This is a genomic window from Halorhabdus amylolytica (genome assembly GCF_004944975.1).
Taxonomy (GTDB): domain Archaea; phylum Halobacteriota; class Halobacteria; order Halobacteriales; family Haloarculaceae; genus Halorhabdus; species Halorhabdus amylolytica.
On the sequence record NZ_SPQG01000009.1, the window covers coordinates 68,391 to 94,136 of the forward strand.

23 protein-coding genes are annotated in these 25,746 nt (G+C 64.7%); 17 read left to right on the forward strand and 6 right to left on the reverse strand.

Translation table 11 applies throughout. The annotated features are described in order from the left end of the window. Positions 1–176: 176 nt before the first annotated feature. The 3 genes from E3374_RS11860 to E3374_RS11870 are packed head-to-tail and all read left to right on the forward strand — an operon-like array spanning position 177 to position 3,301. Complete coding sequence (locus E3374_RS11860) at positions 177–1,352, forward strand: NAD-dependent epimerase/dehydratase family protein (protein WP_136689277.1); 1,176 nt, start codon at positions 177–179, stop codon at positions 1,350–1,352. A gap of 6 nt (positions 1,353–1,358) precedes the next feature. After that, positions 1,359–2,306 carry an NAD-dependent epimerase/dehydratase family protein gene (locus tag E3374_RS11865; protein WP_136689278.1) on the forward strand — a complete coding sequence of 316 codons (948 nt, stop codon included), beginning with the start codon at positions 1,359–1,361 and terminating at the stop codon, positions 2,304–2,306. Beyond that, positions 2,303–3,301 carry an NAD-dependent epimerase/dehydratase family protein gene (locus E3374_RS11870; RefSeq protein ID WP_136689279.1) on the forward strand — a complete coding sequence of 333 codons (999 nt, stop codon included), beginning with the start codon at positions 2,303–2,305 and terminating at the stop codon, positions 3,299–3,301. The genes E3374_RS11865 and E3374_RS11870 overlap by 4 nt, the downstream gene beginning before the upstream one ends. A gap of 20 nt (positions 3,302–3,321) precedes the next feature. On the opposite strand, the gene E3374_RS11875 is transcribed toward E3374_RS11870, so the two are convergent. Then, positions 3,322–4,167: a TrmB family transcriptional regulator gene (locus E3374_RS11875; protein ID WP_136689280.1), complete on the reverse strand. Its 846-nt coding sequence runs from the start codon at positions 4,165–4,167 to the stop codon at positions 3,322–3,324. A 779-nt stretch (positions 4,168–4,946) separates the two neighbouring features. Here E3374_RS11875 and E3374_RS17890 point away from each other — a divergent pair. The 4 genes from E3374_RS17890 (at position 4,947) to E3374_RS11895 (ending at position 8,382) form a co-directional block, all read left to right on the forward strand. Next, positions 4,947–5,081, forward strand: a complete 135-nt coding sequence (locus E3374_RS17890) for a hypothetical protein (RefSeq protein WP_282568468.1) — start codon at positions 4,947–4,949, stop codon at positions 5,079–5,081. Between the two features lie 119 nt (positions 5,082–5,200). Next, positions 5,201–5,938 carry a hypothetical protein gene (locus E3374_RS11885; RefSeq protein WP_136689282.1) on the forward strand — a complete coding sequence of 246 codons (738 nt, stop codon included), beginning with the start codon at positions 5,201–5,203 and terminating at the stop codon, positions 5,936–5,938. An 84-nt stretch (positions 5,939–6,022) separates the two neighbouring features. Next, complete coding sequence (locus E3374_RS11890; protein WP_136689283.1) at positions 6,023–6,775, forward strand: ABC transporter ATP-binding protein; 753 nt, start codon at positions 6,023–6,025, stop codon at positions 6,773–6,775. After that, complete coding sequence (locus E3374_RS11895) at positions 6,772–8,382, forward strand: hypothetical protein (RefSeq protein WP_136689284.1); 1,611 nt, start codon at positions 6,772–6,774, stop codon at positions 8,380–8,382. The genes E3374_RS11890 and E3374_RS11895 overlap by 4 nt, the downstream gene beginning before the upstream one ends. Before the next feature lie 14 nt (positions 8,383–8,396). On the opposite strand, the gene larC is transcribed toward E3374_RS11895, so the two are convergent. Next, positions 8,397–9,860, reverse strand: coding sequence for a nickel pincer cofactor biosynthesis protein LarC (gene larC / locus E3374_RS11900; RefSeq protein WP_136689285.1), 1,464 nt, complete (start codon positions 9,858–9,860; stop codon positions 8,397–8,399). Between the two features lie 145 nt (positions 9,861–10,005). On the opposite strand from larC, the gene E3374_RS11905 reads away from it, so the two are divergent. From E3374_RS11905 to E3374_RS11915, 3 genes are all read left to right on the forward strand, one after another. Continuing rightward, positions 10,006–12,234, forward strand: a complete 2,229-nt coding sequence (locus tag E3374_RS11905) for a CDC48 family AAA ATPase (RefSeq protein ID WP_136689286.1) — start codon at positions 10,006–10,008, stop codon at positions 12,232–12,234. Between the two features lie 594 nt (positions 12,235–12,828). After that, positions 12,829–13,992, forward strand: a complete 1,164-nt coding sequence (locus tag E3374_RS11910) for a glutamate-cysteine ligase family protein (protein ID WP_136689287.1) — start codon at positions 12,829–12,831, stop codon at positions 13,990–13,992. 71 nt (positions 13,993–14,063) lie between these two features. Continuing rightward, complete coding sequence (locus tag E3374_RS11915; RefSeq protein WP_136689288.1) at positions 14,064–14,780, forward strand: type 1 glutamine amidotransferase; 717 nt, start codon at positions 14,064–14,066, stop codon at positions 14,778–14,780. Between the two features lie 171 nt (positions 14,781–14,951). Here E3374_RS11915 and E3374_RS11920 read toward each other — a convergent pair whose 3' ends face one another. Both E3374_RS11920 and E3374_RS11925 read right to left on the reverse strand, forming a co-directional pair. Then, positions 14,952–17,273, reverse strand: coding sequence for a PAS domain S-box protein (locus tag E3374_RS11920; RefSeq protein ID WP_136689289.1), 2,322 nt, complete (start codon positions 17,271–17,273; stop codon positions 14,952–14,954). A 112-nt stretch (positions 17,274–17,385) separates the two neighbouring features. Continuing rightward, entirely contained in the window at positions 17,386–18,528 is a 1,143-nt protein-coding gene (locus E3374_RS11925) for a CBS domain-containing protein (RefSeq protein ID WP_136689290.1), read from the reverse strand. Positions 18,529–18,672: 144 nt separating this feature from the next. Here E3374_RS11925 and E3374_RS11930 point away from each other — a divergent pair, with 144 nt between their 5' ends. From E3374_RS11930 to E3374_RS11940, 3 genes are all read left to right on the forward strand, one after another. Next, positions 18,673–19,089, forward strand: coding sequence for a DUF5791 family protein (locus E3374_RS11930; protein ID WP_136689291.1), 417 nt, complete (start codon positions 18,673–18,675; stop codon positions 19,087–19,089). Further along, positions 19,086–19,973 (forward strand): SDR family oxidoreductase, encoded by an 888-nt coding sequence (locus E3374_RS11935; protein ID WP_394347458.1) that lies wholly within the window; start codon positions 19,086–19,088, stop codon positions 19,971–19,973. Before E3374_RS11930 ends, E3374_RS11935 begins: the two co-directional genes overlap by 4 nt. Before the next feature lie 64 nt (positions 19,974–20,037). Then, entirely contained in the window at positions 20,038–21,225 is a 1,188-nt protein-coding gene (locus E3374_RS11940) for a DHH family phosphoesterase (protein ID WP_136689292.1), read from the forward strand. A 97-nt stretch (positions 21,226–21,322) separates the two neighbouring features. Here E3374_RS11940 and E3374_RS17200 read toward each other — a convergent pair whose 3' ends face one another. Next, positions 21,323–21,493: an HVO_0758 family zinc finger protein gene (locus E3374_RS17200; RefSeq protein ID WP_169051842.1), complete on the reverse strand. Its 171-nt coding sequence runs from the start codon at positions 21,491–21,493 to the stop codon at positions 21,323–21,325. A gap of 116 nt (positions 21,494–21,609) precedes the next feature. Here E3374_RS17200 and E3374_RS11945 point away from each other — a divergent pair, with 116 nt between their 5' ends. From E3374_RS11945 to E3374_RS11960, 4 genes are all read left to right on the forward strand, one after another. Continuing rightward, positions 21,610–22,746 carry an MFS transporter gene (locus E3374_RS11945; RefSeq protein ID WP_136689343.1) on the forward strand — a complete coding sequence of 379 codons (1,137 nt, stop codon included), beginning with the start codon at positions 21,610–21,612 and terminating at the stop codon, positions 22,744–22,746. A gap of 133 nt (positions 22,747–22,879) precedes the next feature. Beyond that, positions 22,880–23,977: a glycosyltransferase family protein gene (locus E3374_RS11950; RefSeq protein ID WP_136689293.1), complete on the forward strand. Its 1,098-nt coding sequence runs from the start codon at positions 22,880–22,882 to the stop codon at positions 23,975–23,977. An 80-nt stretch (positions 23,978–24,057) separates the two neighbouring features. Further along, positions 24,058–24,537: a DUF7109 family protein gene (locus tag E3374_RS11955; RefSeq protein WP_136689294.1), complete on the forward strand. Its 480-nt coding sequence runs from the start codon at positions 24,058–24,060 to the stop codon at positions 24,535–24,537. A gap of 42 nt (positions 24,538–24,579) precedes the next feature. Then, positions 24,580–25,170 carry an NUDIX hydrolase gene (locus E3374_RS11960; protein WP_136689295.1) on the forward strand — a complete coding sequence of 197 codons (591 nt, stop codon included), beginning with the start codon at positions 24,580–24,582 and terminating at the stop codon, positions 25,168–25,170. A gap of 48 nt (positions 25,171–25,218) precedes the next feature. Here the strand turns inward: E3374_RS11960 and E3374_RS11965 are convergent, their stop codons facing one another. Next, entirely contained in the window at positions 25,219–25,662 is a 444-nt protein-coding gene (locus E3374_RS11965; RefSeq protein ID WP_136689296.1) for an Hsp20/alpha crystallin family protein, read from the reverse strand. Positions 25,663–25,746: the final 84 nt, after the last annotated feature.

Here is a 25,746-nt window from a genome sequence, read left to right on the forward strand (position 1 = left end):
GCGATGACGTCCACGCTGTCGACCGATCGAAGTAGTTGACAGTCTCCCGATCGAGACCTCTTTTTCCGCTGACGTCAGCCAGCTTTCCGTCCTGTTCGTCTCTCGGCGAGCGATCACGGGCGAACTGTCCCGAACGGAAGACTTATGCAGTTAGTTACTCACGTAGTGAGTAACACATGACGATCATCGTCACCGGCGGCGACGGTCACATCGGGTGGCCGACCGCGCTCCGCATCGCAACTCGCACCGACGACCGCGTAATTCTCGTGGACAACTTCGCCCGGCGGGAGTGGGTCGAGGAGGTCGGTTCGGTCAGCGGCGTCCCGATCGCCTCGATCGACGAGCGGATCGAGGCTGCCGAGGAGGTCCACGGCGTGACGAACCTCTCGTTTGTCGAAGGGGATCTCGTCGAGAAGTCCTTCGTCGACGAACTGCTTGCCGTTCACGAACCCGACACGATCGTCCACACGGCCGCCCAGCCCTCCGCGCCGTATTCCCAGATCAATGGTGAGCGGGCCAACTACACCCAGCACAACAACATGCAGGCCACGCGGAACCTGCTGTGGGGCCTGGAGGCACACGACCTGACGGACGCCCACTTCATCGAGACGACCACGACCGGCGTTTACGGCGCCCCCGAGTTCCCGATTCCGGAGGGCGGTGCGACCATGGAGAATCAGGGCGAGGAAGACGAGGTCCCGTTCCCGGCGATGGCAGGGAGCTGGTATCACCTCACCAAGAGCCACGACGCGGCGAACATGCGCCTGGCCCACTCGCAGTTCGACATCCCCATCTCGGACGTACGGACGGCGATCACCTACGGGACGGGAACCGAGGAGACGGCCGCCGACCCGCGACTCACGACGCGCTTCGATTTCGACTACTACTTCGGCGTCGTCGCTCACCGCTTCGCCGCCCAGGCGGTTGCTGGCTATCCGATGACGGTCTACGGCAAGGGCGAGCAGCGCAAACCCTTCATCGCGCTGGAGGACGCCGTCGAGGGGCTGGCCCGTCTGGCCCTCAACGATCCCGACGACCGGCCGGCTGAGCACGTCGTCTACAACCAGGTTACTCGTGCGATCTCCATCGTCGAGGTCGCAGAGACCATCGCCGACGTCGCCGGCGAGTACGATCTCGACGTCGCGGTCGAGCACTTCGAGAACCCTCGCGACGAGGACGAGACCCACAAGATGGAGATCGAGAACGACCGCTACGCCGATCTCATCGACGGTCAGGACACGACCTTCGAGGAGGGTGTCCGGTCGATCCTGGGCACGCTGGTCGAGTATCAGGACCGGATCACGGCCCACGAGGATCGGTTCCTCCCCGGCGTGCTGACTGACGGCGAGTGACCTCCCATGGACGTACTGGTCACTGGCGGAATGGGCTATATCGGCAGCGCCCTATTGGCCCTGCTCGATGCGGCCGACGACGTCGACCGGATCGTAGTGCTCGACTCGCTCGCGAGTGGATCGCCACGCAACCTGCTGGAGACTCGCGTCGACGACGATCTGGACTTCCGACGGGGTGACGTCCGGGAGTACGGCGACGTCGAAAACGCAACCCGTGGCGTCGATAGCGTGATCCACCTGGCGGCGATCACCGGCGCGGCGAGTACCCACGATCGTCGCGAGGAGACGATGGCAGTCAACCGAGAGGGAACGGAGAACGTCGTCAACGCGGCCCGAAAACTCGATGTCGAGAACCTCGTGTTCGCCTCTTCGTGTAACAATTACGGTCGCGCAGCGACGACCGATATTGACGAGGATACCGAGCCGGACCCGTTGAATCCCTACGCCGAAGCGAAAGTGCAGGCCGAGACGGTCGTCGCCGAGTTTGCCGAGGCGACCGGGGCGAACGCGACCGCACTCCGGATGAGTACGAACTACGGTTACGCTCCGGGGGTACGGTTCAACCTCGTGGTCAATCATTTCGTCTTCCGGGCACTGACCGGCCGACCGCTGACGGTATACGGCGACGGGTCGAACTGGCGGCCGTTCATCCACGTTCGGGACGCCGCCCGGGCGTTCGCTCACGCCGCCCGCAATCCCGAATCGTGGCCCCAGGGCGTCTACAACGTCGGCAGCGACGCCGGCAACTACCGGATCAGCGAGATCGCCGAGATCGTCAGCGAGGAGGTCGCCCCCGTCGACGTGACCTACCTCGAAGACGAACACCCCGGCCCCTCCTACCACGTGAACTTCGATCGTCTCGAAGAGACTGGTTTCGAGACCGAGTGGACCCTCCGGGAGGGCGTCCGTGACCTCGCCGGGACTCTCCGCGATCCACGGGAGATCAACGTATGACTGGAGACGAATCCTTCGACTCCGAAGAACCGCTCTCGATCGCCGTCACCGGCGCGGCCGGGTATATCGGCTCCCGCGTCGTCGACCGCCTGCAGGCGACCCATCCCGACTGGGAACTCACGGCGATCGACAACTTCTACCTGGGCGACGTCCGGGAGATCGGCGACGTGACCGTCCAGCACGTCGACGTGCGGGATCGCCGTCGTCTGGAGGACGCACTGTCCGGCAGCGACGTGGTGATGCATCTGGCGGCGATCAGTGGCGTCGACGACTGCGAGGAACAACCGGATCTGACCTACGAGACGAACGTCTACGGGACCGAGAACGTCGCGTGGTTCTGCCGGAAGACCGGTGCGGCGATGATCTTCCCGTTCAGCATGGCTGTCCTCGGCGATCCGTCGTCCTTCCCGATCACTGCCGACCAGCCCCGGGACCCCATGAACTGGTACGGTCGGACGAAACTGCTCAACGAGCGCGCGATCGAGACATACGCCGACGGCGCGTTCCCGGCCCACCTCTTCTTGAAGTCGAACCTCTACGGGGACCATCGTATCGGCGATCGGGTCGTCTCGAAAGGGACAGTCATCAACTTCTTCCTCGATCGGGTGTTCGCGGGCGAGACGCTGACCGTCTACGAACCAGGGACGCAGGCCCGCAATTACGTCCACGTCAAGGATATCGCGCGGGCGTACGTTCGGAGCGCGGAACGCCTCGCGGGACAACTCGCCGCAGGCGAGACCGGCGTCGAACGTTACGAGCTTGCCAGCGACGAGGACCCGAGCGTTCGGACCGTCGCCGACCGGATCCAGTCGATCGCCGGCGAGTTCGACGTCGACGTCGACGTGGAACTCGTCGAGAACCCGCGTGCTGGCGGGGAAACGCTCGTTTCCGAGTTCGCGGTCGACACCTCGTCTGCCCGGGAGACGCTCGGGTGGGAGGTCCGACACTCCATCGAGGGGACGGTCCGCGAGCGCCTCGAACGACGGCTAGGTTGATCGTCCGGACCACTACCGCGTCACTCGACGGAAGTGCTGTCGTGGTCCCAGATCAACTCGAAGTACCGACCGAGTCCGGCGACGAACGAGCCGTTTTCGGTGACTGCGGCCTGGCGCATCGACAGTGGGATGTCCGTCTCTTCGACGAGGACGATCGCCTTTCCGGTCTCGTAGTCCATGCTGGGATCGGCGATCGTTCCACGCCAGGGGAGGCGCTCGTTGCTGAACCGGAGGTCGACCTGCGGGAACGCCTCTCGGAGGGTTTCGATTCGGTCGGCCTGTACCCGACGGTTGTCCGCCGAGAGGTGTGAGGGGTCAAGCAGCAGGACGCGGATCGCGACGTCACGCTCGTAGGCGTCGGCGAAGGCCGGTCGGACCGACTCGAAGTACTCCAAGGACTTGGTGAGGACGGCGATCTCCCGGTCGGCATTACGGTAGAGAGCGCGGGTCTCCGTCTCGCTTGGATCACCGACGTCCACGACGTGAAAGAGGTCTTCGGCCGGCGTGACGTCCTCGCTGGCGCGCTCGTAGAGTGGGCCGAACTGCGAGAGGAACTCTTCCCGGACCGACTCGACATCGGCCTGGAACGACTCGAAGGACTGTCGGCGGTTCTCGATCGCCCGGTCGAGGATCTCTTCCGGGTGTTTGGCCTCGTACTCCTTGGGTCGGCCCGGAATCTCCTTGATGTAGCCCGCGTTCGCGAGCGTCCCGAGGACGTCGTAGATCCGGGCTCGCGGGATCCCCGTCACCTCAGCGAGGTTCGGCGCCGTTGTCCGCCCGAGCGTGAGTAACTGTGTCAGCGCCGTCGACTCGTATTCCCCGAGATCGAGGTGTTCGAGTAGCTCTGCCGCACTGTCGTCGGTCATTGTCGCTCCTTCACGGCGCCGGTGCATTAACTCTTACAAAGCGTGTCATAGAACTTCCCACAAGGAATTATTTTCATATGACATTCAGCGAAGCAGTTGTTCGATAGAGCATGCGAATATACGATCAATAAAAATCATAATCGTCTAACCCATTACGGTACCTATGGCTCTCCAATCGCTCCCAATTTGGCGACTAACACTGGGAAAAGAGGCAGGGGTGATATTCACCGTTTTCGTCGTTGTCTGGCTTAGTAGTCGGGGAGACCTCAATCCGCTTGGCCTGCTATTCGTCTCCCTCAGTGCAGTGGCTTTCACTGGCCTATACTTTCTCGCAGCATCCGTTAGGCAACGATAGTCGATCCTCAGCGTCTATCGCTGTGGCGGACATTCGACACCGTGAACGGTTCGTCGTTCTCCTTTCCTACCGAAAAGACACATCCCACCGTCTACGGTAATTACGGGTATGGGCACTCTTCAAGCTGTGTACCAGCAATTGGATCATCGAGTGCGTGAACTATCTTGAAACAGCGAGAGAATCCCGCCGTCGTCGGGCTACGCCCGACTGCTTGAGGGAGCTACGCTCCCTCTCCGTTCACGGCGCGGAGGATGTCACCGGTCTCATGCTACCCTCAAGGAGCGAACCGCGAAGGCCGTGAGCGAGTAGGGTGGGGTGGTTGACGGATACGCCACGTCGACTCCCGCTCCGTCCAGATGGTCGACACGGTCCCGAAAGATATTTACTGGCCGCGGATGGTGTAGTTACTAAGGATCTGAGTAACATGAGTGAAACGCCGGACGACGACTACGAGCATCTCGAAGATGTCGAGGACGGCTGTGGGTGTGCGGAGATCTGGGAGGCGATGAGTGAGCAGCGAGGTCGACCAGCGGGAGACCTCGAAACAGGAGAGCGGTGACGAACGGAACCGCGAGCAGCGAGGTCGACCAGCGGGAGACCTCGAAACAGGAGAGCGGTGACAATCCAGAGCACGAGTGGCCGCGGCTTTATTTCTCCCTGGCTACGTATCCATAGACAGTGATCGTCGTCGCCACCGAGAACTTCGAGCTGTATCACGGTGTAGTCACGGAGTTACGCGACCGCGGCGTGGCGTTCACCACGATCGAACCCGACGATCCGTTCCCCAAGCGGACCGAGGTGGTCGTCGTGGGTCCCGACGATTCGATCGAGGGCCCCGAGGACGTGACGATCGTCGAGGCCGATCCCGCCGAACCCCGTCGTGCCGTCGAGAACCTGCTTGCGATCCTGCGGGGAGAGGACGGACGGGTGATCGTCGGGGTCGACCCTGGCGAGAAGCCGGGGATCGCAGTGCTCGCCGGCGACGTGGTGATCGGCGCCTTCCAGGTCCCGGCCGCGAAGGTAGGCGAGGTGGTCCGCCGGGAGGTCGCCGACGCCGCGGACCCGCTGGTGCGGATCGGGGACGGCGCCCGCCTGGTCGGTTCACGGATCGTCGACGATCTGGAGGACGTGCCCGTCGAAGTGGTCGACGAGACCGGGACGACACCGTACCTCGGCACCGGTGCGCGGGGGATGGGCGACGTGCTCGCGGCGGTCAACATCGCCCGGATCGAGGGCGAGCGCGTCGATTCGATCGATGTCGATCCGACCGCGGGTGAACTCCAGCGGATCAAGGACCGCTCGCGCGAGGCCGGCGATGACAACCGGGCGATCGACGAACGACTGGCCCGTCGGGTTGCGGCCGGCGAGTTGACGGTCGAGGAGGCGCTGGCCGAACACCGCGAGCGTACCGAGTGACGTGCGTGGCGAACATCGTCGGACGGAGCGTGCACGCCAGCCGATACCGAAATCCGTTTGCCGGCCCTGTCTGGACAGTCACATATGAGCGACGCCCCCGCCATCGAGACCGACTCCCTCCGGAAAGTGTACGGCGAGGCAATCGCCGTCCGGGACCTGGATCTGACCGTCCCACAGGGTGCCGTCTATGGCTTTCTCGGCCCCAACGGTGCCGGCAAGACCTCGACGATCCAGATACTGACGACGCTCCAGAAGCCGACCGCCGGCACGGCGACCGTCGCGGACGAGTCGATCGGCCGTCGAGAGCGCGTCACGCCACATATCGGGTATCTGCCCGAGGAACCGCCGGTCTATCCGGAACTGACCGGGCGAGAGAACCTCGAATACGTCGCCGGATTGCGCGGCATCGAGGCCGACGAGCGTATCGAGTCATTTCTCGACCGATTTGGACTCACGAATGGGGCCGACCGTGCCGTCTCGGGCTACTCGAAGGGGATGAAACAGAAGCTCGGGCTGATCGGCGCACTGCTGCACGAGCCCGAGGTCCTGTTCCTGGACGAACCGACCGCCGGCCTGGACCCGCGAGCGGCGCGGGCGGTCAAAGACACGATCGCCGACGTATCCGATCGCGGCGTGACAGTGTTTCTCTCGACGCACATTCTACCCGTCGTCGAGGAACTGGGCGATCGGGTCGGCGTGCTACAGGACGGCCGTCTCGTCGCCGAGGGACCACCGGACGAACTGGAGGAGACGGCCGGTGAGGACGCAAACCTCGAAGATGTCTTCCTGAACGTGACCCGCTCGCGTTCCAGCGTCGCCGCGCCAACCGACCAATGACTCGCGAGCGTAGACAGCTGGCGGCCGCGGCGATGCTGGTCGCCCGGACGGAGGTGAGACGGACCTGGCGGCGACTGCGGACGAGCGAGTCCAACAAGCTGGTCGCCGGGGTAGCTGTGGGATTATTCTACGGCCTCATCGGCGGTGTTACGGGGTTCTTCATGGGCTCGGTCGTGGCCGAGGACGGGCTGGCGACGATGACTCAGCCCCGCCTCGGCGCGCTGGCAGTGCTGGTGTTCGGGACCTTTCTCGTCGCCCAGCGAACCGTCAAGCGAAGCGGATCGCTCGACGCCCCTGGGGCAGTGCTGACCGCGACCTCGCCGGCCGCCGTCGCGGTGGGCGTGATGGGTGCGGAAGCCGTCCGCGGGCTCCTGTTTGTCGGCCTACCGGCCGCGTTGACGGTCCTGGGGTTCGGTATCGGGACCGGTGACCCAGTAGCGGCGGCGGTCCTGGCCGCAGTCGCGCTCTGTGTCCTCGCGCTGGTGGTAGTCGTCGGGTTCGCAGTCGGGATGGCGTTCAAATACGTCTCGATGCGATCGACGTTCGTCACGCGCAACCGGGGGAAGCTGGGGGTTGTCGGGACATTCCTGGCGTTCGGGGGCTACATGTTCTTTCTGGAGGGCCACGCACTGTCTCAAGCGATCGTCGAGCCACTGCTCGCGCTGCCGCCCGCCTGGCTTGGTGATCTCACCCTCGCCGGGACGCCGAACGTCTCCCCGCAGTCGATCCACCTGCTGGGTGCGCTCGGCGTTCTCTGCCTCGGTATGCCGCTCGTCACAAGTATGGGGGTGGGGCTGGCGCGGCGGGTCTGGTTCGGCGAGCGCGTCCGGCCCGCGGAGCGAGCGGACACGACGGTCGCGGGAACGGATATCCTGGGCTGGCTCCCCGAGGCACGCCTATCGATGGCGGCGCGAGCCGTCGCCCGAAAATCCGTCCTCCGCGCCAGACGGTCGCCGTTTATGGTCCAGTACGGACTGCTGCCGTACTTCGTGCTGGCAATGTTCGGTGTGCAGTTCGCCATCCAGGACGGGTCGATCCCGTCGTGGCTCCCCCACGGGGCCGCGGCCGCCGGCGTCGTCACAACGGGGACGGCCTTCGCGCTGAATCCGATCGGCGGCGAGGAGGGACTGCTCCCGATCACGGTGACGGCCGGCGTCGACACGCGTTCGTTCCTCGCCGGCCTCGTCATCGCCGGCTGGCTAGTCGGGCTCCCGGCAACTATCGGCGGGACAATCGTCCTCGGCGCACTGCTTGGGACGCCCCCGGTGACGATCCTCGCCCTGGCGATCGTCGGCAGCGGGATGGCACTTGGCGCGCCGGGGATCGCCCTGGCCGCCGGCATCGTCTTCCCGTCGGTCGAAACGCAGTCGATCCCCGGCGCATCGGAGACAGTCGAACCAAGTACGTTCGCCTTCGGGCTGTTCGTGATCGTCCTCGCGATCGCGTCCCTGCCGGTGCTGGCCGCCTGGGTGATGGGAACAGGTCCGATCGAACGCCTTGGAACCGCCACCGCAAGCGTCGGGCTGGCCTGGTTGTTCGGCTGGGTCGGATTTCGTTACGCCAAGCGGCAGTTCGACGGGTACGTGCCGGACCCCGACCTGCTGTGAACGCTCAGGAGCACTCAGTCACTGATCGCCCGCTCGGCACGATCGAGGATTTCCCTGACCGGCCGGTCGGTCTCGCGGGCAACAGCGAGGGCGTCGTCGTACTCGGCACTCGCATCAAGCCAGGTTCCGTCGCGGTCAGTGGCGACCTTCACGTCGACAGTGTAGGCCTCGCTGTCGATCTCGATCTCGACCGTGCATGTCTCACGATCGGCGACCCATCGGTGTCCGGCACCGTGCTCGCGGACGCCGAGTGTCCCCGTCTCCTCGGCGAGTTTCCGCGCCACGCGATCGGCGTCTTCCGGCTTGACAATCACCTTGATGAGATTACCCGGCCGGGTCTTCTTCATCGTCGCCGGGACGATCGACACGTCCCGGGCACCCACATCGACGAGCGTTTCCTGAAGTCCACCCAGTACTTCGGGCGTCGCGTCGTCGACGTTCGTTTCCAAGACGGTGATCGCCTCTTTGCGGAGGTTTCCGGCCGTCTCGCCAGCCAGCACCCGGAGCGCATTGGCCCGGCCGCCGGTGTCGTGATCGCCCGCCCCGTAGCCGGAATCCGCCACGTCCATCGCCGGAAGCGTCTCGACGCCCTCGGCGACTTCGGCGAGAATCGCCGCGCCGGTCGGCGTCAGGAGTTCCCGCTCGACCGGCCCACCCTGGATCGAATAGTCGGCGTCGGCCGCGATCTCGACGACGGCTGGTGCGGGAACGCTCGTGGTGCCGTGAGCCATTTGAACCTCGCCGTCGCCGGTCGACAGCGGCGTCGTGACGATCCGGTCCGGATCGAGGTCCGCGAGGAGGAGCGCGGCGCCGACCACGTCCGCGATGGCGTCGTCGGCCCCTACTTCGTGGAAGTGCGTCTCTTCGAGGTCGGTCCCGTGGACGGTCGCCTCTGCCTCGCCGAGGCGCTTGAAGATCGAGAGTGCCCGTCTTTCCACTGCCTCGGGCAATCCCATCCCCTCGACGATGCTGAGAACCTCGGCGTAGGTCCGTGTCGGACCGTGCTCTTCGACCGGATGTCCGTCGGAGAGCCTATCGTCGTCGTGGCCGTGGGAGCTTTCCTCGTTGTGGGCGATAGCGCGGTCGACGTCGTGGCGGTGGGACTGCTCCTCTTCGTGTTCGTGAGTGTGATCGACGTCGTGGCGGTGGGACTGCTCCTCGTCAGGTTCGTGGGAGTGTGCGTCCCCGTGGTCGTGTCCACGTTCGTCACCACTCTCCTTGGAGCGTGCGTTTCCGTGACCGTGATAGTCGTGTTCGTCCGTGGGTTCGGTGACGTCGTCGTCCGTCTCGGGGATGTAGCGGACGTCGACGGTCGCCGCCTCAATGCCGCCCGTTGTCGTCCGTTCGAGGACGTACTCGACGTCCAGTGCGTCCTCGACGGGGTCCAGGACAGTCGGATCGGCCCCGGCGTCGAGCAGGGCCGCAAGGATCATGTCCCCGCTGGCGCCCATCCGGCCGTCGAAGGCGAGCGTCTGCATGCCCCCACAGAGACGTTATGGGGACAAAAACGGCCGGTTTTCTCCGGTGACATCTCTGACGGCGCCGGAACCTGGCCGGAGACGTCCCGTTCCCGGTAGCAAAAAGCATATCTCCGGGGATGCCCCAGAGTGACATACTCCCCTCATGAACGAAGTCCAGCTAGAGGTCGCGAAGGCCTACCCGAACGACTCGGGCCGGGGCATCGCGCGCCTCGACCCCGACACGCTGTTGCACCTGAAGCTCTCTCCAGGCGACATCATCGAGATCGAGGGTGCCGAGACGACCGCCGCGAAGGTCTGGCGGGCCGACCGGCAGGACTGGAACACCGATACCGTCCGTATCGACGGGTTCACGCGACAGAACGCCGACGTGGGAATCGGCGAGCGCGTCGAGATACGCAAGGCTGAGGCCGAGAAGGCCGACTCGCTGGTGCTGGCACCGCCCGAGGAAGCCTCGGTGCAGTTCGGCTCTGACGCTGCCGGCATGGTCAAACGACAGATCCTGAAACGACCGGTCGTCGAGCGTGACATCGTCCCCGTGATGTCCTCGACGAACCACCCCTTCATGCGCTCGCCCGGACAGGCGATCCCGCTGATCGCCGTCGAGACCGAACCCGAGGGCGTCGTCCTCGTCACCGAAGACACGGATGTCGAGTTGCGCGAGGAACCCATCTCGGGCTACGAGAAGACCGGCGGCGGCATCACCTACGAGGACATCGGCGGCTTAGAGAAGGAGATCCAGCGCGTCCGCGAGATGGTCGAGTTGCCGATGAAACATCCCCAGATCTTCAAGAAACTGGGGATCGAACCACCCTCCGGCGTCCTGCTACACGGCCCGCCGGGGACGGGCAAGACGTTACTGGCGAAAGCCGTCGCCAACGAGACTTCTGCGAGTTTCTTCTCGATCGCCGGCCCGGAGATCATCTCGAAGTACTACGGCGAGTCCGAACAGCAACTGCGGGAGATCTTCGAGGATGCCACCGAGGAGGCACCCTCGATCATCTTCATCGACGAACTCGACTCGATCGCACCCAAACGGGAGGACGTCACTGGCGAGGTCGAGCGCCGGGTCGTCGCCCAGTTACTGACCATGATGGACGGCCTGGAGTCGCGCGGACAGGTGGTCGTCATCGCCGCGACTAACCGCGTCGACAGCGTCGACCCCGCTCTCCGTCGCCCGGGTCGATTCGATCGCGAGATCGAGATCGGTGTCCCGGACGAGACTGGTCGCGAGGAGATCCTCCAGATCCACACTCGCGGGATGCCCCTCTCCGACGATGTCGACCTCGGTCGGATGGCCGAGGACACTCACGGTTTCGTCGGCGCCGACATCGAGAGCCTCACCAAGGAGGCAGCGATGAAGGCCCTTCGGCGGTACCTCCCCGAGATCGATTTAGACGAGAAGGAAGTCCCGCCGAGCCTGATCGACCGGATGATCATCAAGCGTGAGGACTTCAAGGGGGCGCTGAACGAGGTCTCCCCGTCGGCGATGCGGGAGGTCCTCGTCGAACTGCCGAAAGTCTCCTGGGACGATGTCGGCGGCCTCCAGACGGCCAAAAGCGAAGTCCAGGAGTCCGTCGAGTGGCCCATGTCCAGCCCCGAGAAGTTCACGCGCATGGGTGTCACCCCACCGAGTGGCGTCCTCCTGTACGGGCCGCCGGGCACGGGTAAGACGCTGATGGCCAAGGCCGTCGCCAACGAGACCGACGCCAACTTCATCTCCGTGCGCGGCCCCCAGCTGCTCAGCAAGTGGGTCGGGGAGAGCGAAAAGGCCATCCGCCAGACCTTCCGGAAGGCCAAGCAGGTCGCCCCGACGGTCGTGTTCTTCGACGAACTCGACTCCCTGGCCCCCGGCCGTGGCGGGCAGGGGACAGGCTCGAACGTCTCCGAACGCGTCGTCAACCAGTTGCTGACCGAGATGGACGGTCTAGAGGACATGGAGGACGTCATGATCATCGGCGCGACTAACCGACCGGACATGATCGACCCCGCCTTGATCCGCTCAGGTCGGTTCGATCGGCTCGTCTACATCGGCGAACCCGACGTCGAGGGCCGTGAGGAGATCCTGAAGATCCACACCGGCGACTCGCCGCTCTCACCGGATGTCTCGTTGCGCGAACTCGCCGAGGTGACCGAGGGCTACGTCGGTAGCGACCTGGAGTCGATCAGCCGGGAGGCGGCGATCCGCGCGCTCCGGGAGAACGAGGACGCCGAGGAGATCGGCATGAGTCACTTCCGGACCGCCCTCGAGGACGTCCGCCCGACCATCGACGAAGACATCCGCGAGTACTTCGAACAGATGGAAGACGAGTTCAAAGGCGGCGCCCCCGAACCTGATCGCCGCCGGGGCTCGGGCCGTATCGGCTTCCAGTAGGAGACGACCTTTTTTCGCCTCGGGTTCGCCTTCGGCGAACCGCTCGGCCAAAAAATCTCGACCAAAAAAGCCGCCGTCGCGTTTTCGAGACGCTCCCGTCGGTCGCGTCTCGCTTCGCTCCGGCGGGGAACCGGCGCGCTGGCTCGCGGTTTCTTCTCGCGGGGGCTACGCGCCCGCTTGAATGGTCCGCGGAACTTCGTTCCGCGCTATCACCGCTCGCCGTATCGAGATCGCGAGGCGATCTCGCTCCGCGCGCCGGACGCTGTCGATCCTCTATCTTGACGAACATACGGTTAGATGTCTGCACGTCGCGCGATCGTGTCGTGTAGAGTTCGTTTAATAATATTGTATTAGGACTATCGACAGATATGTCCACAAGCGTTAATATACCGATGCTATTCGATAGCGAGTGTATGTGAACAATGCACACGATAATCGCGGTTCGGTCGGCTGTCCGGGCCAGTAATCGAGCGGCTCGACTCGAAGGCGGGCATCGTCTGAGTCGTGAGAGGGGTCTCCTAAAGCGTTCATCGGGTCGAGAGAGGAGGGGCTCTCTCGATCGGCAAGTGAGTCGTCGTGGGAGAGCCTCCGAGAATGTCTGACCGGATCGATCCCGGGGAGTCCTCGGATCGAGACGCACTGGGCAACAGTGGAGCGGATTCAGTCCCGCTCCGTCGTAGCATCGAGGTGGAGTACTGGGTGATCGACGGACAGGGCCGCTTGACAGATCCAGGATCCCTTACCGACGCGGGCGAAGGGGTCGAACGGGAGTTCGTCGAGCCACTGCTGGAGATCAAGACGACACCGTGTGAGTCCACGGCGGAACTTCGATCGGAGTTCTACGAACGGCTGAATCGGGTGCTCCAGCGGGCAGCGGGCCTGGACAAGCGCCTCGTTCCGCTCGGAACGCCGATGTACGACGGCACGATCGAAGACCGTCCTGGCGAACGGACGAGAATCCAGGATCGGGTCGTCGGATCGAATTTCGAGTACGTCCGTCACTGTGCGGGGACGCACATCCACGTCGAACAACAGCCGGGGCACGTCATCGACCAGTTGAACACGCTGATCGCCCTCGATCCTGCCCTGGCGCTGGTCAACTCCTCGCCGTACTTCGGCCATGAGCGGTTGACGACCGGCGCGCGGTCACAGCTCTACCGTCGGATGGCCTACGAAACGCTGCCACACCAGGGTCGATTGTGGTCGTACGCCGAGGATCGCGAGGAGTGGGCCAAGCGGCTCGAACACCGCTACGGCGAGTTCGTCACGCAATCGATCATCACCGGGTTCGATCGGGAGCGCGTCGAGTCCTATTTCGGCCCGGAGAGTGCCGTTTGGACGCCGGTGCAACTCCGCGAGCGGTTCTCGACTGTCGAATGGCGATCCCCGGACACTGCGCTCCCGAGCCAGGTCCTCCGGCTGGCCGACGAACTCGTCGCGATCGTCGATCTCCTGACGGAGGTCCCGGTCCGGATCGAGGGTGAGACGGGACAACTCACCGCGGAGGAAATCGTCCTCCCGGAGTTCGACGTCGTCGGGCAGTACGTCGACGCTGCGATCCGTGAGGGACTCTCCTCGGAAGCCGTCCGGGAGTACCTTGGCCGGATGGGGTTCGACGTCGACGCCTACGAACCACTGACTCACGAAATGGACGTGACCGCGGAGATCACCGAATCTGAAGCTCGTGAACGCCGTCTGAGGTACGCGGATCGCCTCGAAGCTGACGTCCGTCGCGTCAGTTCGCTCACTGCCGACTGACTATCGACGAGTGGTGGCAAAAGATGACGAGACGAAACCGTATTTCTCTTTGGGCGGATAGATGTGCACAAATGGACTGTCCACGTCTCGCTTTGTTGAACGCAGCCCACGAAGCGGCGGATACCCGGCGGAACTTCGAGCGGGAACTGGACGCCGATCTGGAGGTCTTTCACTCTCCGTCGGGGGAGCTTCCGTCGGGGTTCCAGTACGACGGGTTCGTGATCACCGGGTCGAGCGCGTCAGTGTACTGGGACCGGGAGTGGATCGGCGAGTTGAAGGTCTGGGTCGGTGACGCGATCCGGGCGGGGCTGCCCGCGCTGGGGGTCTGTTTCGGCCATCAGTTACTGGCTGACGTCATGGGCGGGAGCGTCAAGAGCATGGGCGAGTACGAACTCGGGTACCGGACGGTCGAACACGACGACAACAGTCGCCTGTTCGAGGGGATCGACGAGACGATGACGGTGTTCATGAGCCATTCCGATCACGTCACTGAGGCACCCCCCGGAGCGACGGTGGCCGCGAAAAACGAGTACGGGATTCAGAGCTTCCAGAAAGGCCGTGTGTTCGCTGTCCAGTTCCACCCGGAGTACGATATGGAGACGGCTGAGATGATCACACGGGGGAAGTCGGATGAACTCCCTTCGGAGCGAATCGACAGCGTCTTCGACGGGATCCATGAGGGCAACTACGACGAGGCCCGGCAGGCAAAGACGCTGTTCGATAATTTCACCGGGTTCGTCGAAGCGATACAGCACGACCGGCTCGAACGAGCGGAATCACAGCCCTAACGTCTTCTACTGTCTGAAAGTGACGGGATCGAGAGTCAAGCAAAACACGAGACCAGCCAGACACGTCGAAGTCCCGAGACAGAGGGCGAATCGGGGGGCGGAGTCTCTCGGCGTTTTCGCCGGGCGTCGGCGACCGTTCCGCGAGCGGTATCGACGGACGATGCCCCTCCGTCACTCTGTGACGGGAATCTTGACGACGAAGACCGCCCCCCTGGGTTCGTTATCTTCGACGTGAACCTGGCCGTTATACCGGTCGAGGAGCGTTTCGACGAGGTACAGCCCGAGACCCGTCCCATCGTTGTCGAGTCTGGTCTCTCCCTGTTCGAAGATCCTGGCCTTGTGTGCGTCGGGGATACCGGGGCCGTCGTCGGCGACGCGGATCACGGCGTCGCCGTCTTCGACGGTCGCCGAGACACTCACCTCGGGACGGTCGTTGTCGTTGTGGCGGACCGCATTGTTTAGGAGGTTCCGAAATACCGCTTCCAGCATATCGTCGGCCAATACGTCGACGGTGGGGATCGGGCCGTCCGTCGTCACTCGCGCGTGCTCGTGTTTGGATCCGACATCCGAGATTTCGGCTTCGAGTACGCGACGGAGCCCTACCGGATGGAGATCAGTGTCGGACTGGAGCATGATCTCGGTCACTTCTCTCGCCATGTCGGTTATCTCGACAGCGTCCCGGGTAGCGTCGAGGATCCGTTCGGCGTCCCGTCCGTGGTTGTTGCCTGCCTGCAATGATTCCGCGTATCTAGTCACGACCTGCAATTCGTTGCGGATGTCGTGGCGGACGATCTGATTGAGCACCGTCAGGTTGTCCCGCTGGGACTCGAGTCGGCGCTCGTACTCCTTGCGTGCGGTGATGTCTATCGCCGTCAGATATACTCTCGAATGGTTCTCCGCGTATATCTCGGGCACTTTCACGTCGAGAATCTCGTCTATCCGATCGCCATCGAGCGTTTCGGCGACGGTCTGGACTCGAAAGTGAGTCTCGCCGTTCGCGAGTCGAGCCCAGATTTCCGCGTTCGCCTCGTAGGCTTCCGCCGTGAAGATCCCGTCGAGGTTGTCTATCAGTTCCGCCTTTGACGCCGCCCCGTACCGTTCGAGACTCTCCTTCGAGACGTCGATCACTTCGATCTTCTCCAGGATCGTCTGCATTTCCTCCGGGTGTTCTTTGAGGTACGTCTCGACGTCCTCGTCACCGACCGGGAACGATTTGATGTGCGCCGTGACGGCGGAGAAGTCCTCGACCCAGATGACCGCCGGGTTCGATTCGAAGAGCGAGCGATATCGTTGTTCGCTCTCTTCGAGTGCCCGCTCACGTCGCTTGCGTTCGTCGATGTCGATATGGATACCCGCCGCACGGATTGGCTCCTGGTCTTCGTCACGTTCGACGACCCGCCCGATACTCCGCATCCACTTGTAGCTCCCGTCGGCGGTCCGCAACCGATATTCGACATCCTGGTACCCGGCGTTGTCCCTGACCTGCGTTTCGAACTCTGCCCTGACTTTCTGGCGGTCGTCGGGATGGACGCGTCGCTTCCACGCTTCGTAGCGCTGGTCGATCTCGTCGAGCGGATGACCGATCATCTCAGCCCACTGTTCGTTGAACTCCACCTCGTCCGTCCGAAGGTTCCAGTCCCACACCCCCAGGTTCGCTCCCTCGACCGCGAGTTCGAGTCGTTCGGAGAGGCGTTGCAGCCGCCGTTCGTGTTCTCTGCGTTCGGTGATATCCCGTGTGACGCCGACAACCCCGTGGACGGATCCATCGATCGCCACGGGAGTGAGACGATATTCCAGGACTGCGTGGCCGTGGTCCGGAAACTCGGCCTCGATCTCGCCGTGTATCGTCTCCCGTTCGCCGTCGAGCAACGCCTGATACGGGTCGCCGTCGTGCTGCCCACGGACGAGCGAAACGAGCGTGCTCGGTTCTCCCTCGAGTTCGTTTGTCGTCGTCCCATACCATTCGGCCACGCGGTCGTTGACGACGTCGAAGTGGCCGTTCTCGTCGTAGATACACGCACCCTCCAGCATCGAGTCGATGACGTGCTCGTAGCGTCGCAACGTCTCGGTACGTTCTCCCAGTGTCTGCTGCGATCGATGTGACTCGACGGCGTTCGTGATGTGGTTGGCCAGTACGGCGTACTGCTCGGTCCCGGCCTCCTTCCGGAGGTAGGTGGTCACGCCCGCTTCGATCGCCTCGCTGGCAACCTTCTCGGAGCCCTTCCCTGTGAAAAGAACGAACGGGAGATCGGGGTACTCCTCCCGTACCGTCTCGAGAAACGCGATGCCGTCCTGTCCAGGCAGCGCGTAGTCGGAGACGATACAGTCGATGTCGGCGTCGTCGAGCACCTCCTGCGCCTCGCTTGCACTCCTCGCGGACCGGACGGAGAGGCGCTCGTCCTCACGTTCCAGGTACTCACCGACTAACTCAGTCAGGGCCGGGTCGTCGTCAACGTGGAGGACGGAGATCCCGTCTCGCTCTCTCCGAACCATACGTAGCTCTGTCGGTGCCGATGTTTATATTTGAGTGTCTTCCTCGGCGGGCTCACTGTTCGCGCCCTGGCTGTCCGTCTCTCGCGCGATGCCCAAACGAAACAGAAGGGGTCTAGAGCTCGCCGAGTTTCCGGAGCAACTGTCCGCGGTACTCCTCGTCGCTTTCGACGCCTTTCAGTTCGAGGACGTTACGCTGGAGCTTGTCCAGGGCGACGTTGAACGCGGTCTTGGCGCCGTAGCCCTCGCCGCTGCCGGCGACCTGGCCTTTGTTCGTCCGGAGGCGGATCTTGCAACTGATCAGGGGCGTCCCGCGGAGTTTCTCCTTGTGTTCCTGGAAGCGGACGTGGGCGTGCTGGACCTGCATCGCCTGGTACTTGTCGGCGGCCCCCTCGATCTCGACGCGGACGTCCTGGCGGGAGATCGTGTCCAGCAGGTTGATGTTGGTGATCTGGACGTCCATGTGCTCCTCCTCGGTGAAAGTGAGTGCCCGGAGGACGTCCGTCTTGGTGACGATGCCGGCCACCAGCGAGTCGTCCCGTTCGGGCGTGACCACGAGGCCGGCGTAGTCGTTCTCCAGCATGCGTCGGACAGCCGACTCGACGCTCTCCTCGACGGTCGTGGTCTCGACGGGACTGGACATCACGTCGTAGACAGGGAGGTCGAGGATGCGGTCGACGTCCCCGGCCCGCTCACCCCGCGTCGCCTTGTTCATGTCCCGGACGACAACGTCGACGATATCGTGGCGGGTCACCATGCCAGTGAGGTTACCGTCCTCGTCGAGGACGGGCAGCCTGGAGATGCCATGTTCGCGCAACTGGTTGATCGTCTGGCCGACTTCGGTGTCCTCGGTCGCGCTGATCACGTCGGCCGTGTAGATGTCGCCGACGGAGAGGGCATCGAGGTTGTCCAAAACAGCCCGGAGGATGTCGTCGTCGGTGATGACCCCCCAGAGCTTGTTGGCCTCGAAGACGGGTGCGATCTTGGTCCCGCTCTCGACGAGGACGCGGGCGGTCTCACGAACGTCAGCCGTCCGCTCGACTTTGGGGGCGTGTTGCATCAAGGCAGACGCCTTCGCTCGGTCCTCGACGTGGGACTGGACCAGTTGTTTCTGCGTAATCACGCCAGCGTAGCTCCCGTCTTCGGTGACGATTACCCCCTTGGGGTTCTTGCGCTCGAAGATGGACCGGACTTTCCCCAGGCGTTCGTCGGCGTCGACTTCCACGTACTCGCGGGTAGCTATATCGGCAATATCCATCGTACCAGTGGTAGTTGGATGGGAAGGGTTATCAAACTTGGTTTGTTTTCGATCGATCGACGTGTGGCCCGGCCCGCACACACCGCCCCAGACAATGGGTTCCGGAGGCGACGCGCCCTTGTGAGGTGGCGCCAAAGAGATACCATGCTCGGAGACATCGACCCGGCTGATCACACTGTCGAGTCGTTACGGCGAGCCTACCTAGAGACGCTTCGTGAGGCGATCGAGACCGTCGGTTGTGCCGACGTGGCGACGTCAAGTGGCATCGACCGAGAGACTGTCGACGCGATCGCCACCGGTGGGAGAGACGCGATCACGTTGACCGAGGCGACAGCGATCCTCGCCACCGTCGAGGATCAGGATGCCGATGCCATTTCCGCCGACGCCCGCGATCGACTGTTGCTCTCGATGTCGAACGCCGTTCTGGATGTCGACGCACTCGCCAGGCGTCTCGACGGGGACTATCTGGCCAAGGAACTCCAGGCGAAGATCGAGGGGCGCCACCCCATGACAGTCGCGGAGTACGCCCGCGTACAGACGGCGATCGCGGAGGAATCGTGACCCGCGTCGTCGTCCTCGGCTGTGGATACGTGGGCTGTGAGCTGGTCCGACAGCTCGAGGACCACCACGTCGTCGGCGTGCGTCGCTCCGAGGACGGACTGGCGGCCGTCGAGGCAGCAGGTGCCGAGGCCGTCCGGGCCGACGTGACGGACCCGGATTCACTGGAAAGCGTGCCGGACGCCGACTGGCTCGTCTTCGCGGCCAGCGCCGGTGGGCGGGACGTAGCGGCCGCCCGCGAGACGTACGTCGAGGGGCTCCGGACGGCGATCGAGCACTTCGCCGGACGTGGCTCTACACCCGAACGGCTCGTCTACACCTCCAGTACGGGCGTCTACGGTGACCACGACGGCGCGTGGGTCGACGAGGAGACGCCCCTCTCGCCCGCCACCGAGAAGGCACAGGTGCTGGCCGAGGCCGAACGGATCGCTCTGGACGCCCCGAGCGGGATTGACGGCACAGTCGCGCGCTTCGGCGGACTTTACGGCCCGGACCGCTATCGATTGAAGCGCTATCTCGAGGGGCCCGTCACTGCGGGGTACCTGAACATGGTTCACCGGGACGACGCCGCGGGCGCGATCGCGTTCCTGCTGGCGTCGGACGCGGGACGGAACGCCGTCGTCAACGTCGTCGACGACGAACCGGTCGAGAAGTGGGGGTTTGCCGACTGGCTGGCCGAGCAATGCGACGAGCCGTTCCCGCCGAAACGAACCATCGAGGAACGCCTCGCGGACGAGGACGGCGAATCGAACCGCCGCGTCCAGGCGAACAAGCGCGTCAGCAACGACCGGCTTCGGCGGCTAGGCTATGAGTTCGCGTATCCGACCTATCGCGAGGGATACCGATCGGCGATCGACGAACACAGATCGGGCGAGCGGGCGGATTGAGGTGGCAGCGTCTGCCGTTTCGCTTGCCGAACCTTCTTAACAGATCGGGGAGACAGTCATCCCTATGTCGGTACCGGGCCCCGCTGGCGGCGTGGCGCAGGCGGGTGTAGGGGGACTCGTCGATCGCCTCGCCGCCAACCCGCTGCTCGTTGCGGGCGTGGTCGCCGCTGTTCTCGTCGTGTTCGTCACACTCGTCTTCGTCATCCGCCGGGCCAGTCGATCGTCCGGGGAGCGACTCCGGCGCGTTCTGGCGGAGTACGACCGCATTAGTGTCCTGATGCATCCGAATCCTGATCCCGACGCGATGGCGGCCGCCCAGGGGGTGGCCGAACTCGCCGCGACGGTGGACACGGAGGCGAATCTCCAGCATCCCGGGCTTGTTCGCCATCAGGAGAACCGCGCGTTCGAGACTGTTCTCGACCTGAATCTCGATCGGATCGGGGCCGCGGCCGGACTTGACGGCGAGGCCGTTGTGCTCGTCGATCACAACGAGCCACGCGGGTTCACGGGCCACGAGCAAGTCTCGCCCGTCGCGGTCGTCGACCATCACCCGGGCGACGGGACCGGATCGTCGTTCACCGACGTCCGACCCGATTACGGGGCCTGTGCGACGATCGTCGCGGAGTATGTCGAGGACATCGGCCTCGATCCGGTCGGTCCGGAGGGCGAGGACTCGAACGGGGCCGATGAGACCCTTCCGCCCGACGTTTCGACGGGATTGCTCTACGGGATACAGGCTGACACGAAACACCTGACGAAGGGGTGTTCGCCGGCCGAGTTCGACGCCGCCGAGTACCTCTATTGTGGCATCGACGAGGAGGCTCTCGATCGGATCGCCAACCCGGAGGTCGACACCGAGGTACTGGAGGTCAAAGCGCGCGCGATCACCGATCGGGACGTTCGCGGCGCGTTCGTTTACAGCGACGTCGGCACCATCTCGAACGTCGACGCCGTCCCGCAGGCGGCCGACGAACTCCTCCGGCTGGAAGGCGTGACGGCGGTCGTCGTCCTGGGGGAGACAGACGGTACCTTGCACCTCTCGGGGCGATCGCGTGACGACCGGGTTCACATGGGAAAGGCGTTGCAGGCGGCCGTCGGGGACATCCCGATGGCCGAGGCGGGCGGTCACGCCCGGATGGGTGGGGGACAGGTACAGAAAGACCACATGGAGGGGCTGGGTCCGGGGGAGGGCGTCAGCCGCGAGCAGCTACGCGAACGCCTGTTCGACGCGATGACTGGCGACAGACAGTGACCACCCTCACAGCGAGAAGAGATCTCCCGAATCGACGACGATCCGTCTTCCTCCTTGAACCGTGTCGCGTGCTGTTCTCGATCGAGTGTCGTCCCGATCACCCGACCTGTTTCCACTTGCCCCCACACTCCGGACAGACGCGCACCGACCCCACTTCGTCGGGGTCGTTCTCGGTCCGCAACTCCTCACCGCAGGCGGTACAGCGAAGCCGCTCGTAGGTGTCCTTCTCCAGGTCGCCCGACCGGAGCCCCTTCCTGACGGATTGCATACCTGGTGATATGCGACCATCTGACAAAAAGCCCGCGCCCGATCCGCAATCGTCTCGGTTCCCCCGGGCGAATCCCCACCGTGTCCCGCCGATCGGTGTTCGGATCCCTCTGTGGGATGGTGTTGCTGGTCAACCTGGCACGCGTCGTGTTCGCGCCGCTGCTCGATCCGCTGCAGGGGACCTTCGGCACCTCGACGGCTGCCGTGGGCCTCCTGGCGACGCTTGCCTGGCTGGGTAGCGCCCTCTCGCGACTGCCGACGGGGTATCTACTGACGCGGTACTCACGGGAGCGGGTCATCCTGGGGACGGGCGTGTTGCTCGCCGGCGCCGCGACGGTCGCTGCCACTGCCGTCGACGTGGGGATGCTCATGGTCGGGGCGTTCCTGCTCGGCCTCGCGAGCGGGACGTATTTCATCGCGGCCAACCCGCTGGTCAGCGAGCTGTTCCCCGACCGGGTCGGGCTCGCGCTCGGCGTCCACGGGACTGCGAGCCAGCTGGCGGCCGTGGGCGCACCCCTGCTCGTGACGGCCACGCTCGCGCTGGGCCGTTGGCGGCGGACCTTCCAGTTGCTGGCGGTGGCTGCCGTGATCGCGACGATCGCGTTCGTGATTGCGGCCCGCCGCAACGAACTCCCGGCCGCCGGAACGGACGATCGGGATCTGCCGAACGCTGTCGTCCATCAGTGGCGGATCGTCCTCGTGGGCGTCGTCGTGGTCGGACTCGCCGGCTTCGTCTGGCAGGGCGTGTTCAACTTCTACGTGACCTTCCTGAAGGCCCAGGGATACAGCGGCGACACCGCACGGTTGCTGTTGACCGTCGTCTTCGCGGCCGGGCTCCCGGCGTTCACGTTTACAGGCTGGCTGGCCGACCGTATCTCCCCGCTCCGGCTGGTGGTGGGCATCGTCGGTGCCTTCGGGGTCAGTCTCCTCGCGCTGACCGCACCCCTCGGGCCGGCCTGGCTCGTCGGGACGAGCGTCCTCACGGGCTACGTGATCCACTCGTTGTTCCCCGCGGCCGACACCTATCTCCTCGGGTCGCTACCGGATCGTCACCGGGCGAGTGCCTACGCAGCCTACAGCGCCACGATGATGATCGTCCAGGCGGCCGGCAGTTGGGTCGTCGGTCTCTTGCGACACGGCGGGATCGACTTCGTGATCATCTACCGCTCATTCGCGGCCGCGTTGCTCGTCCTCACCACCGTGTTGGTGGTGCTGTATCGACTGGGGCGACTGCCCGCTGGCGCCCGAGCCTGATCCCGATGCGAGAGCGTCACGCCACCCTCGAAACTGCGGGAACGATGATGTCCACGCGCCTTCGGTTTACGGACAGTCGACAGGATGACCGGGGGCGTAACCTTTCTGGCTGTCCCGTCCGGAGAACGAGCGAATGGAGTACGTTCAAGAGCGGATCGCGACCCTCCACGACTTCGGCGACGCCGATCCGCCGGCCCCGACCGATCGTGCGGCTGTGATCGTGCCCATGACGGAACGCGACGGGGCCAGTCTGGCGGCCGAGCGTGTGTTCTCGAAACTGGCTGCGGTCGACCCTCGCGAGGTGATCGTCGCCCTGCGAGCCACGCCCGACCGACTCCCGGCGGTTACGGACTGGCTGTCGACGTTCGACCTGCCCCTCTCGACGTTGTGGTGTTCGACACCCGAAGTCGAGTCCGTTCTCGGCGAGGCGGGTCTCGACGGCCCGGGCGGGAAGGGTCGGGACGTCTGGCTCGCCCTGGGACTGGCCGCTTCCCGCGCGGAGTACGTCGTCGTCCACGACGCCGACGCGCGGAGTTACGCCGAGACGCACGTCCCGCGACTGCTGTTCCCGCTCGAAAACGGCTACTCCTTCACGAAGGGCTACTACGCACGCGTCGAGAACGAGCGGCTGTACGGCCGGCTCTTCCGGCTGCTTTATGCTCCGCTGATCCGGACGTTCGCAGACGCTCACGACGTCCCGATCCTCGAGTACCTGGGGGCGTTCCGGTACGCCCTGGCCGGCGAGTTCGCCGCGACGGCGGGGGTCGCCCGACAGTTGGCCGCTCCCCGCGGTTGGGGCCTCGAAATCGGGACGCTCGGAGATGCCTACTACGCCGCTGGCTTCGAGGGGTCGGCTCAGGTCGATCTCGGTGTCCACGAACACGACCACCGGGCGGTCGGTGGGCCCGCAGGGCTGGGGGAGATGGCCAGGGAGGTCTCAGCGGCCGTCTGTCGTGCAGTCGAGAGCGAGGGGGTCACGCCGGCGTACGACACGCTCGCGGACCGCTACCGGCAGACAGCGTCGTCGTTCGTCGATCGATACGCCGCCGACGCGGCGTTCAACGGTCTCGACTACGACCGGGCAGACGAACACGACCAGATCGGGACCTACGCCCAGGCCGTGGAACCGCCGGAGTCCGACAACCGGTTGCCGTCCTGGGACCGGGTCGACCTGGATCCCGAACGGATCGCATCGGTCGCAACCGACGCCCTCGAGACGGCCCTGGAGTAATCCGTCGAGTCCGACGGGCGAAACGGAGCCGTCTGTTGGAGGGTCGACGGTTAAAGGGGCGTGGACGTGGACGGTGACGTATGAACTTCACTCCCGACGAACTCGCCGGCGTCGTAGACCTCTTTGGCGCGCTTCCGCCGGTCACGCACCGGCAGGCGCTCGCCGAACTCGCCTACAAACGCGGCGAAGACCGTGATCCGGCGTCGTTCGCGGACGCAATCGATGACGCGATCGACTCGTATCACCTGATCGAACTTCCGGGGGATGGGGAGTCCCTCCTCGTCGTGGGACCGGTCGCCTTCCCGTCGACCCCTGAGGGTGCCCGCGATCTGCCGCACATCCTCGACGTCGAGGAGCGCTCGGTCGATCGCGAGCGACTGGCGACCGCCGCCGAACGCCGGTTCCGTCGAGATGCCGGTCGAGCCGTCGCCGCCGACGATCGCGAACGGATCGAGCGCCTCCTCGACGTCAGCTACGAACTCGAGGCCTGGGCGCCGGTCGAACTCGCGGAGACGCGCGAACGACTCGACGATGCCCTCGAAGGCACCACTTCGGGGTGAGGTCCCGAGTGAGTTAAGGGTCGGGGCGGCCTGGCTTTGAACATGGATCTCGGGCCGGTCGCCGAGTACGACCCAGTGACCGTGACCGGCGAGCGGGAAGCAGCGGTGCTGGCGGGCGTCGTCGATCGACCGTCCGGTCCGCACATCCTGTTCACGAAGCGCTCGGAGGACCTCGAGGATCACCCGGGCCAGATGAGTTTCCCGGGCGGCGGGCGCGAGCCGATCGACGCCGATCTGTGCGAGACGGCACTACGAGAGGCCCGCGAAGAGGTCGGACTCTCTCCGCTTGAGACGACCGTCGTCGGTCGGCTTGACGACATCCGGACAGTCACCGACTACTCGATCCGACCGTTCGTCGGCCGGGTCCCGGATCGTCTCTACGAACCGACGGATGGCGAAGTGGCGGAGGTTGCTGTCCTCCCGGTTGCGGGGTTAATTGACCTCGAGAACTACGAGACGGAGTGTCGTGAGCATCCAGCCCACGGATCCGTCCGCTTGCACTACTTTCACGTCGGTGGGTACACCGTCTGGGGGGCGACCGCCCGGATGCTCGTCCAGTTGCTGGAACTCGCGACCGACTGGGAACGACCGCCTGGGCCGGAATGTCAGGCAGGGACGAACTCGCCGGCCTGAGACGACTCACTCGTCACCGCCGGTCTAGTCGTCCTCGTCACTGCCGGTCTAGTCGTCCTCGTCACCGCCGACCTCGTCGTCTACGCTCTCAGCGACGTCGACAGTCGTGTCGTCGTCGCTCTTGGGGATCCGGACGTGTAGTGTCCCGTTCTCCTGCAGGGTTGCGCTCGCAGCGTCGCCCTCGACGGTCGCCTCCGCGGGCAACGTCACGCGGCCGTCGAGACTCTGGCCGCGCCCCGGGAACCGCATTTCGAAGCCCTCCCGGTACTCCCGGAAGCGGTCGATACGGACCTCGACGGTCCGGCCGTCAAGACGTACCTGGACATCGCTGCCCTGTGCGCCCGGCGTATCGAACACCGCCAGGTAGGCCTCCTCGCTCTCGAGCAGGTCGACCGGCAACGGCGTGTGTTCCTGGGCGCGGCCGACCGCCCGACCGACGTTCTCAAGGACACTCTCGCCGATCGTCTCGGTGAACTCCCGGAGTTGATTCATGTGCCCCGGTTCGGTCGGCGCGACCTTAGCCGTTGTGCCCGCGGCGAGCCGACAGAAACGATCGCCTACTGGCACCCGAGTCGA

Bases quoted from the DNA above. Each gene is read 5' to 3' on its own strand.
- E3374_RS11860 (WP_136689277.1), top strand. From the start codon at position 177: ATGACGATCATCGTCACCGGCGGCGACGGTCACATCGGGTGGCCGACC.
- E3374_RS11890 (WP_136689283.1), top strand. From the start codon at position 6,023: ATGAGCGACGCCCCCGCCATCGAGACCGACTCCCTCCGGAAAGTGTAC.
- E3374_RS11930 (WP_136689291.1), top strand. From the start codon at position 18,673: ATGCTCGGAGACATCGACCCGGCTGATCACACTGTCGAGTCGTTACGG.
- E3374_RS11865 (WP_136689278.1), top strand. From the start codon at position 1,359: ATGGACGTACTGGTCACTGGCGGAATGGGCTATATCGGCAGCGCCCTA.
- larC (WP_136689285.1), bottom strand. From the start codon at position 9,860: ATGCAGACGCTCGCCTTCGACGGCCGGATGGGCGCCAGCGGGGACATG.
- E3374_RS11915 (WP_136689288.1), top strand. From the start codon at position 14,064: ATGGACTGTCCACGTCTCGCTTTGTTGAACGCAGCCCACGAAGCGGCG.
- E3374_RS11870 (WP_136689279.1), top strand. From the start codon at position 2,303: ATGACTGGAGACGAATCCTTCGACTCCGAAGAACCGCTCTCGATCGCC.
- E3374_RS17200 (WP_169051842.1), bottom strand. From the start codon at position 21,493: ATGCAATCCGTCAGGAAGGGGCTCCGGTCGGGCGACCTGGAGAAGGAC.
- E3374_RS11910 (WP_136689287.1), top strand. From the start codon at position 12,829: ATGTCTGACCGGATCGATCCCGGGGAGTCCTCGGATCGAGACGCACTG.
- E3374_RS11945 (WP_136689343.1), top strand. From the start codon at position 21,610: ATGGTGTTGCTGGTCAACCTGGCACGCGTCGTGTTCGCGCCGCTGCTC.
- E3374_RS11920 (WP_136689289.1), bottom strand. From the start codon at position 17,273: ATGGTTCGGAGAGAGCGAGACGGGATCTCCGTCCTCCACGTTGACGAC.
- E3374_RS11925 (WP_136689290.1), bottom strand. From the start codon at position 18,528: ATGGATATTGCCGATATAGCTACCCGCGAGTACGTGGAAGTCGACGCC.
- E3374_RS11960 (WP_136689295.1), top strand. From the start codon at position 24,580: ATGGATCTCGGGCCGGTCGCCGAGTACGACCCAGTGACCGTGACCGGC.
- E3374_RS11905 (WP_136689286.1), top strand. From the start codon at position 10,006: ATGAACGAAGTCCAGCTAGAGGTCGCGAAGGCCTACCCGAACGACTCG.
- E3374_RS11940 (WP_136689292.1), top strand. From the start codon at position 20,038: ATGTCGGTACCGGGCCCCGCTGGCGGCGTGGCGCAGGCGGGTGTAGGG.
- E3374_RS11950 (WP_136689293.1), top strand. From the start codon at position 22,880: ATGGAGTACGTTCAAGAGCGGATCGCGACCCTCCACGACTTCGGCGAC.
- E3374_RS11895 (WP_136689284.1), top strand. From the start codon at position 6,772: ATGACTCGCGAGCGTAGACAGCTGGCGGCCGCGGCGATGCTGGTCGCC.
- E3374_RS11955 (WP_136689294.1), top strand. From the start codon at position 24,058: ATGAACTTCACTCCCGACGAACTCGCCGGCGTCGTAGACCTCTTTGGC.
- E3374_RS17890 (WP_282568468.1), top strand. From the start codon at position 4,947: ATGAGTGAAACGCCGGACGACGACTACGAGCATCTCGAAGATGTCGAG.
- E3374_RS11965 (WP_136689296.1), bottom strand. From the start codon at position 25,662: ATGAATCAACTCCGGGAGTTCACCGAGACGATCGGCGAGAGTGTCCTT.
- E3374_RS11875 (WP_136689280.1), bottom strand. From the start codon at position 4,167: ATGACCGACGACAGTGCGGCAGAGCTACTCGAACACCTCGATCTCGGG.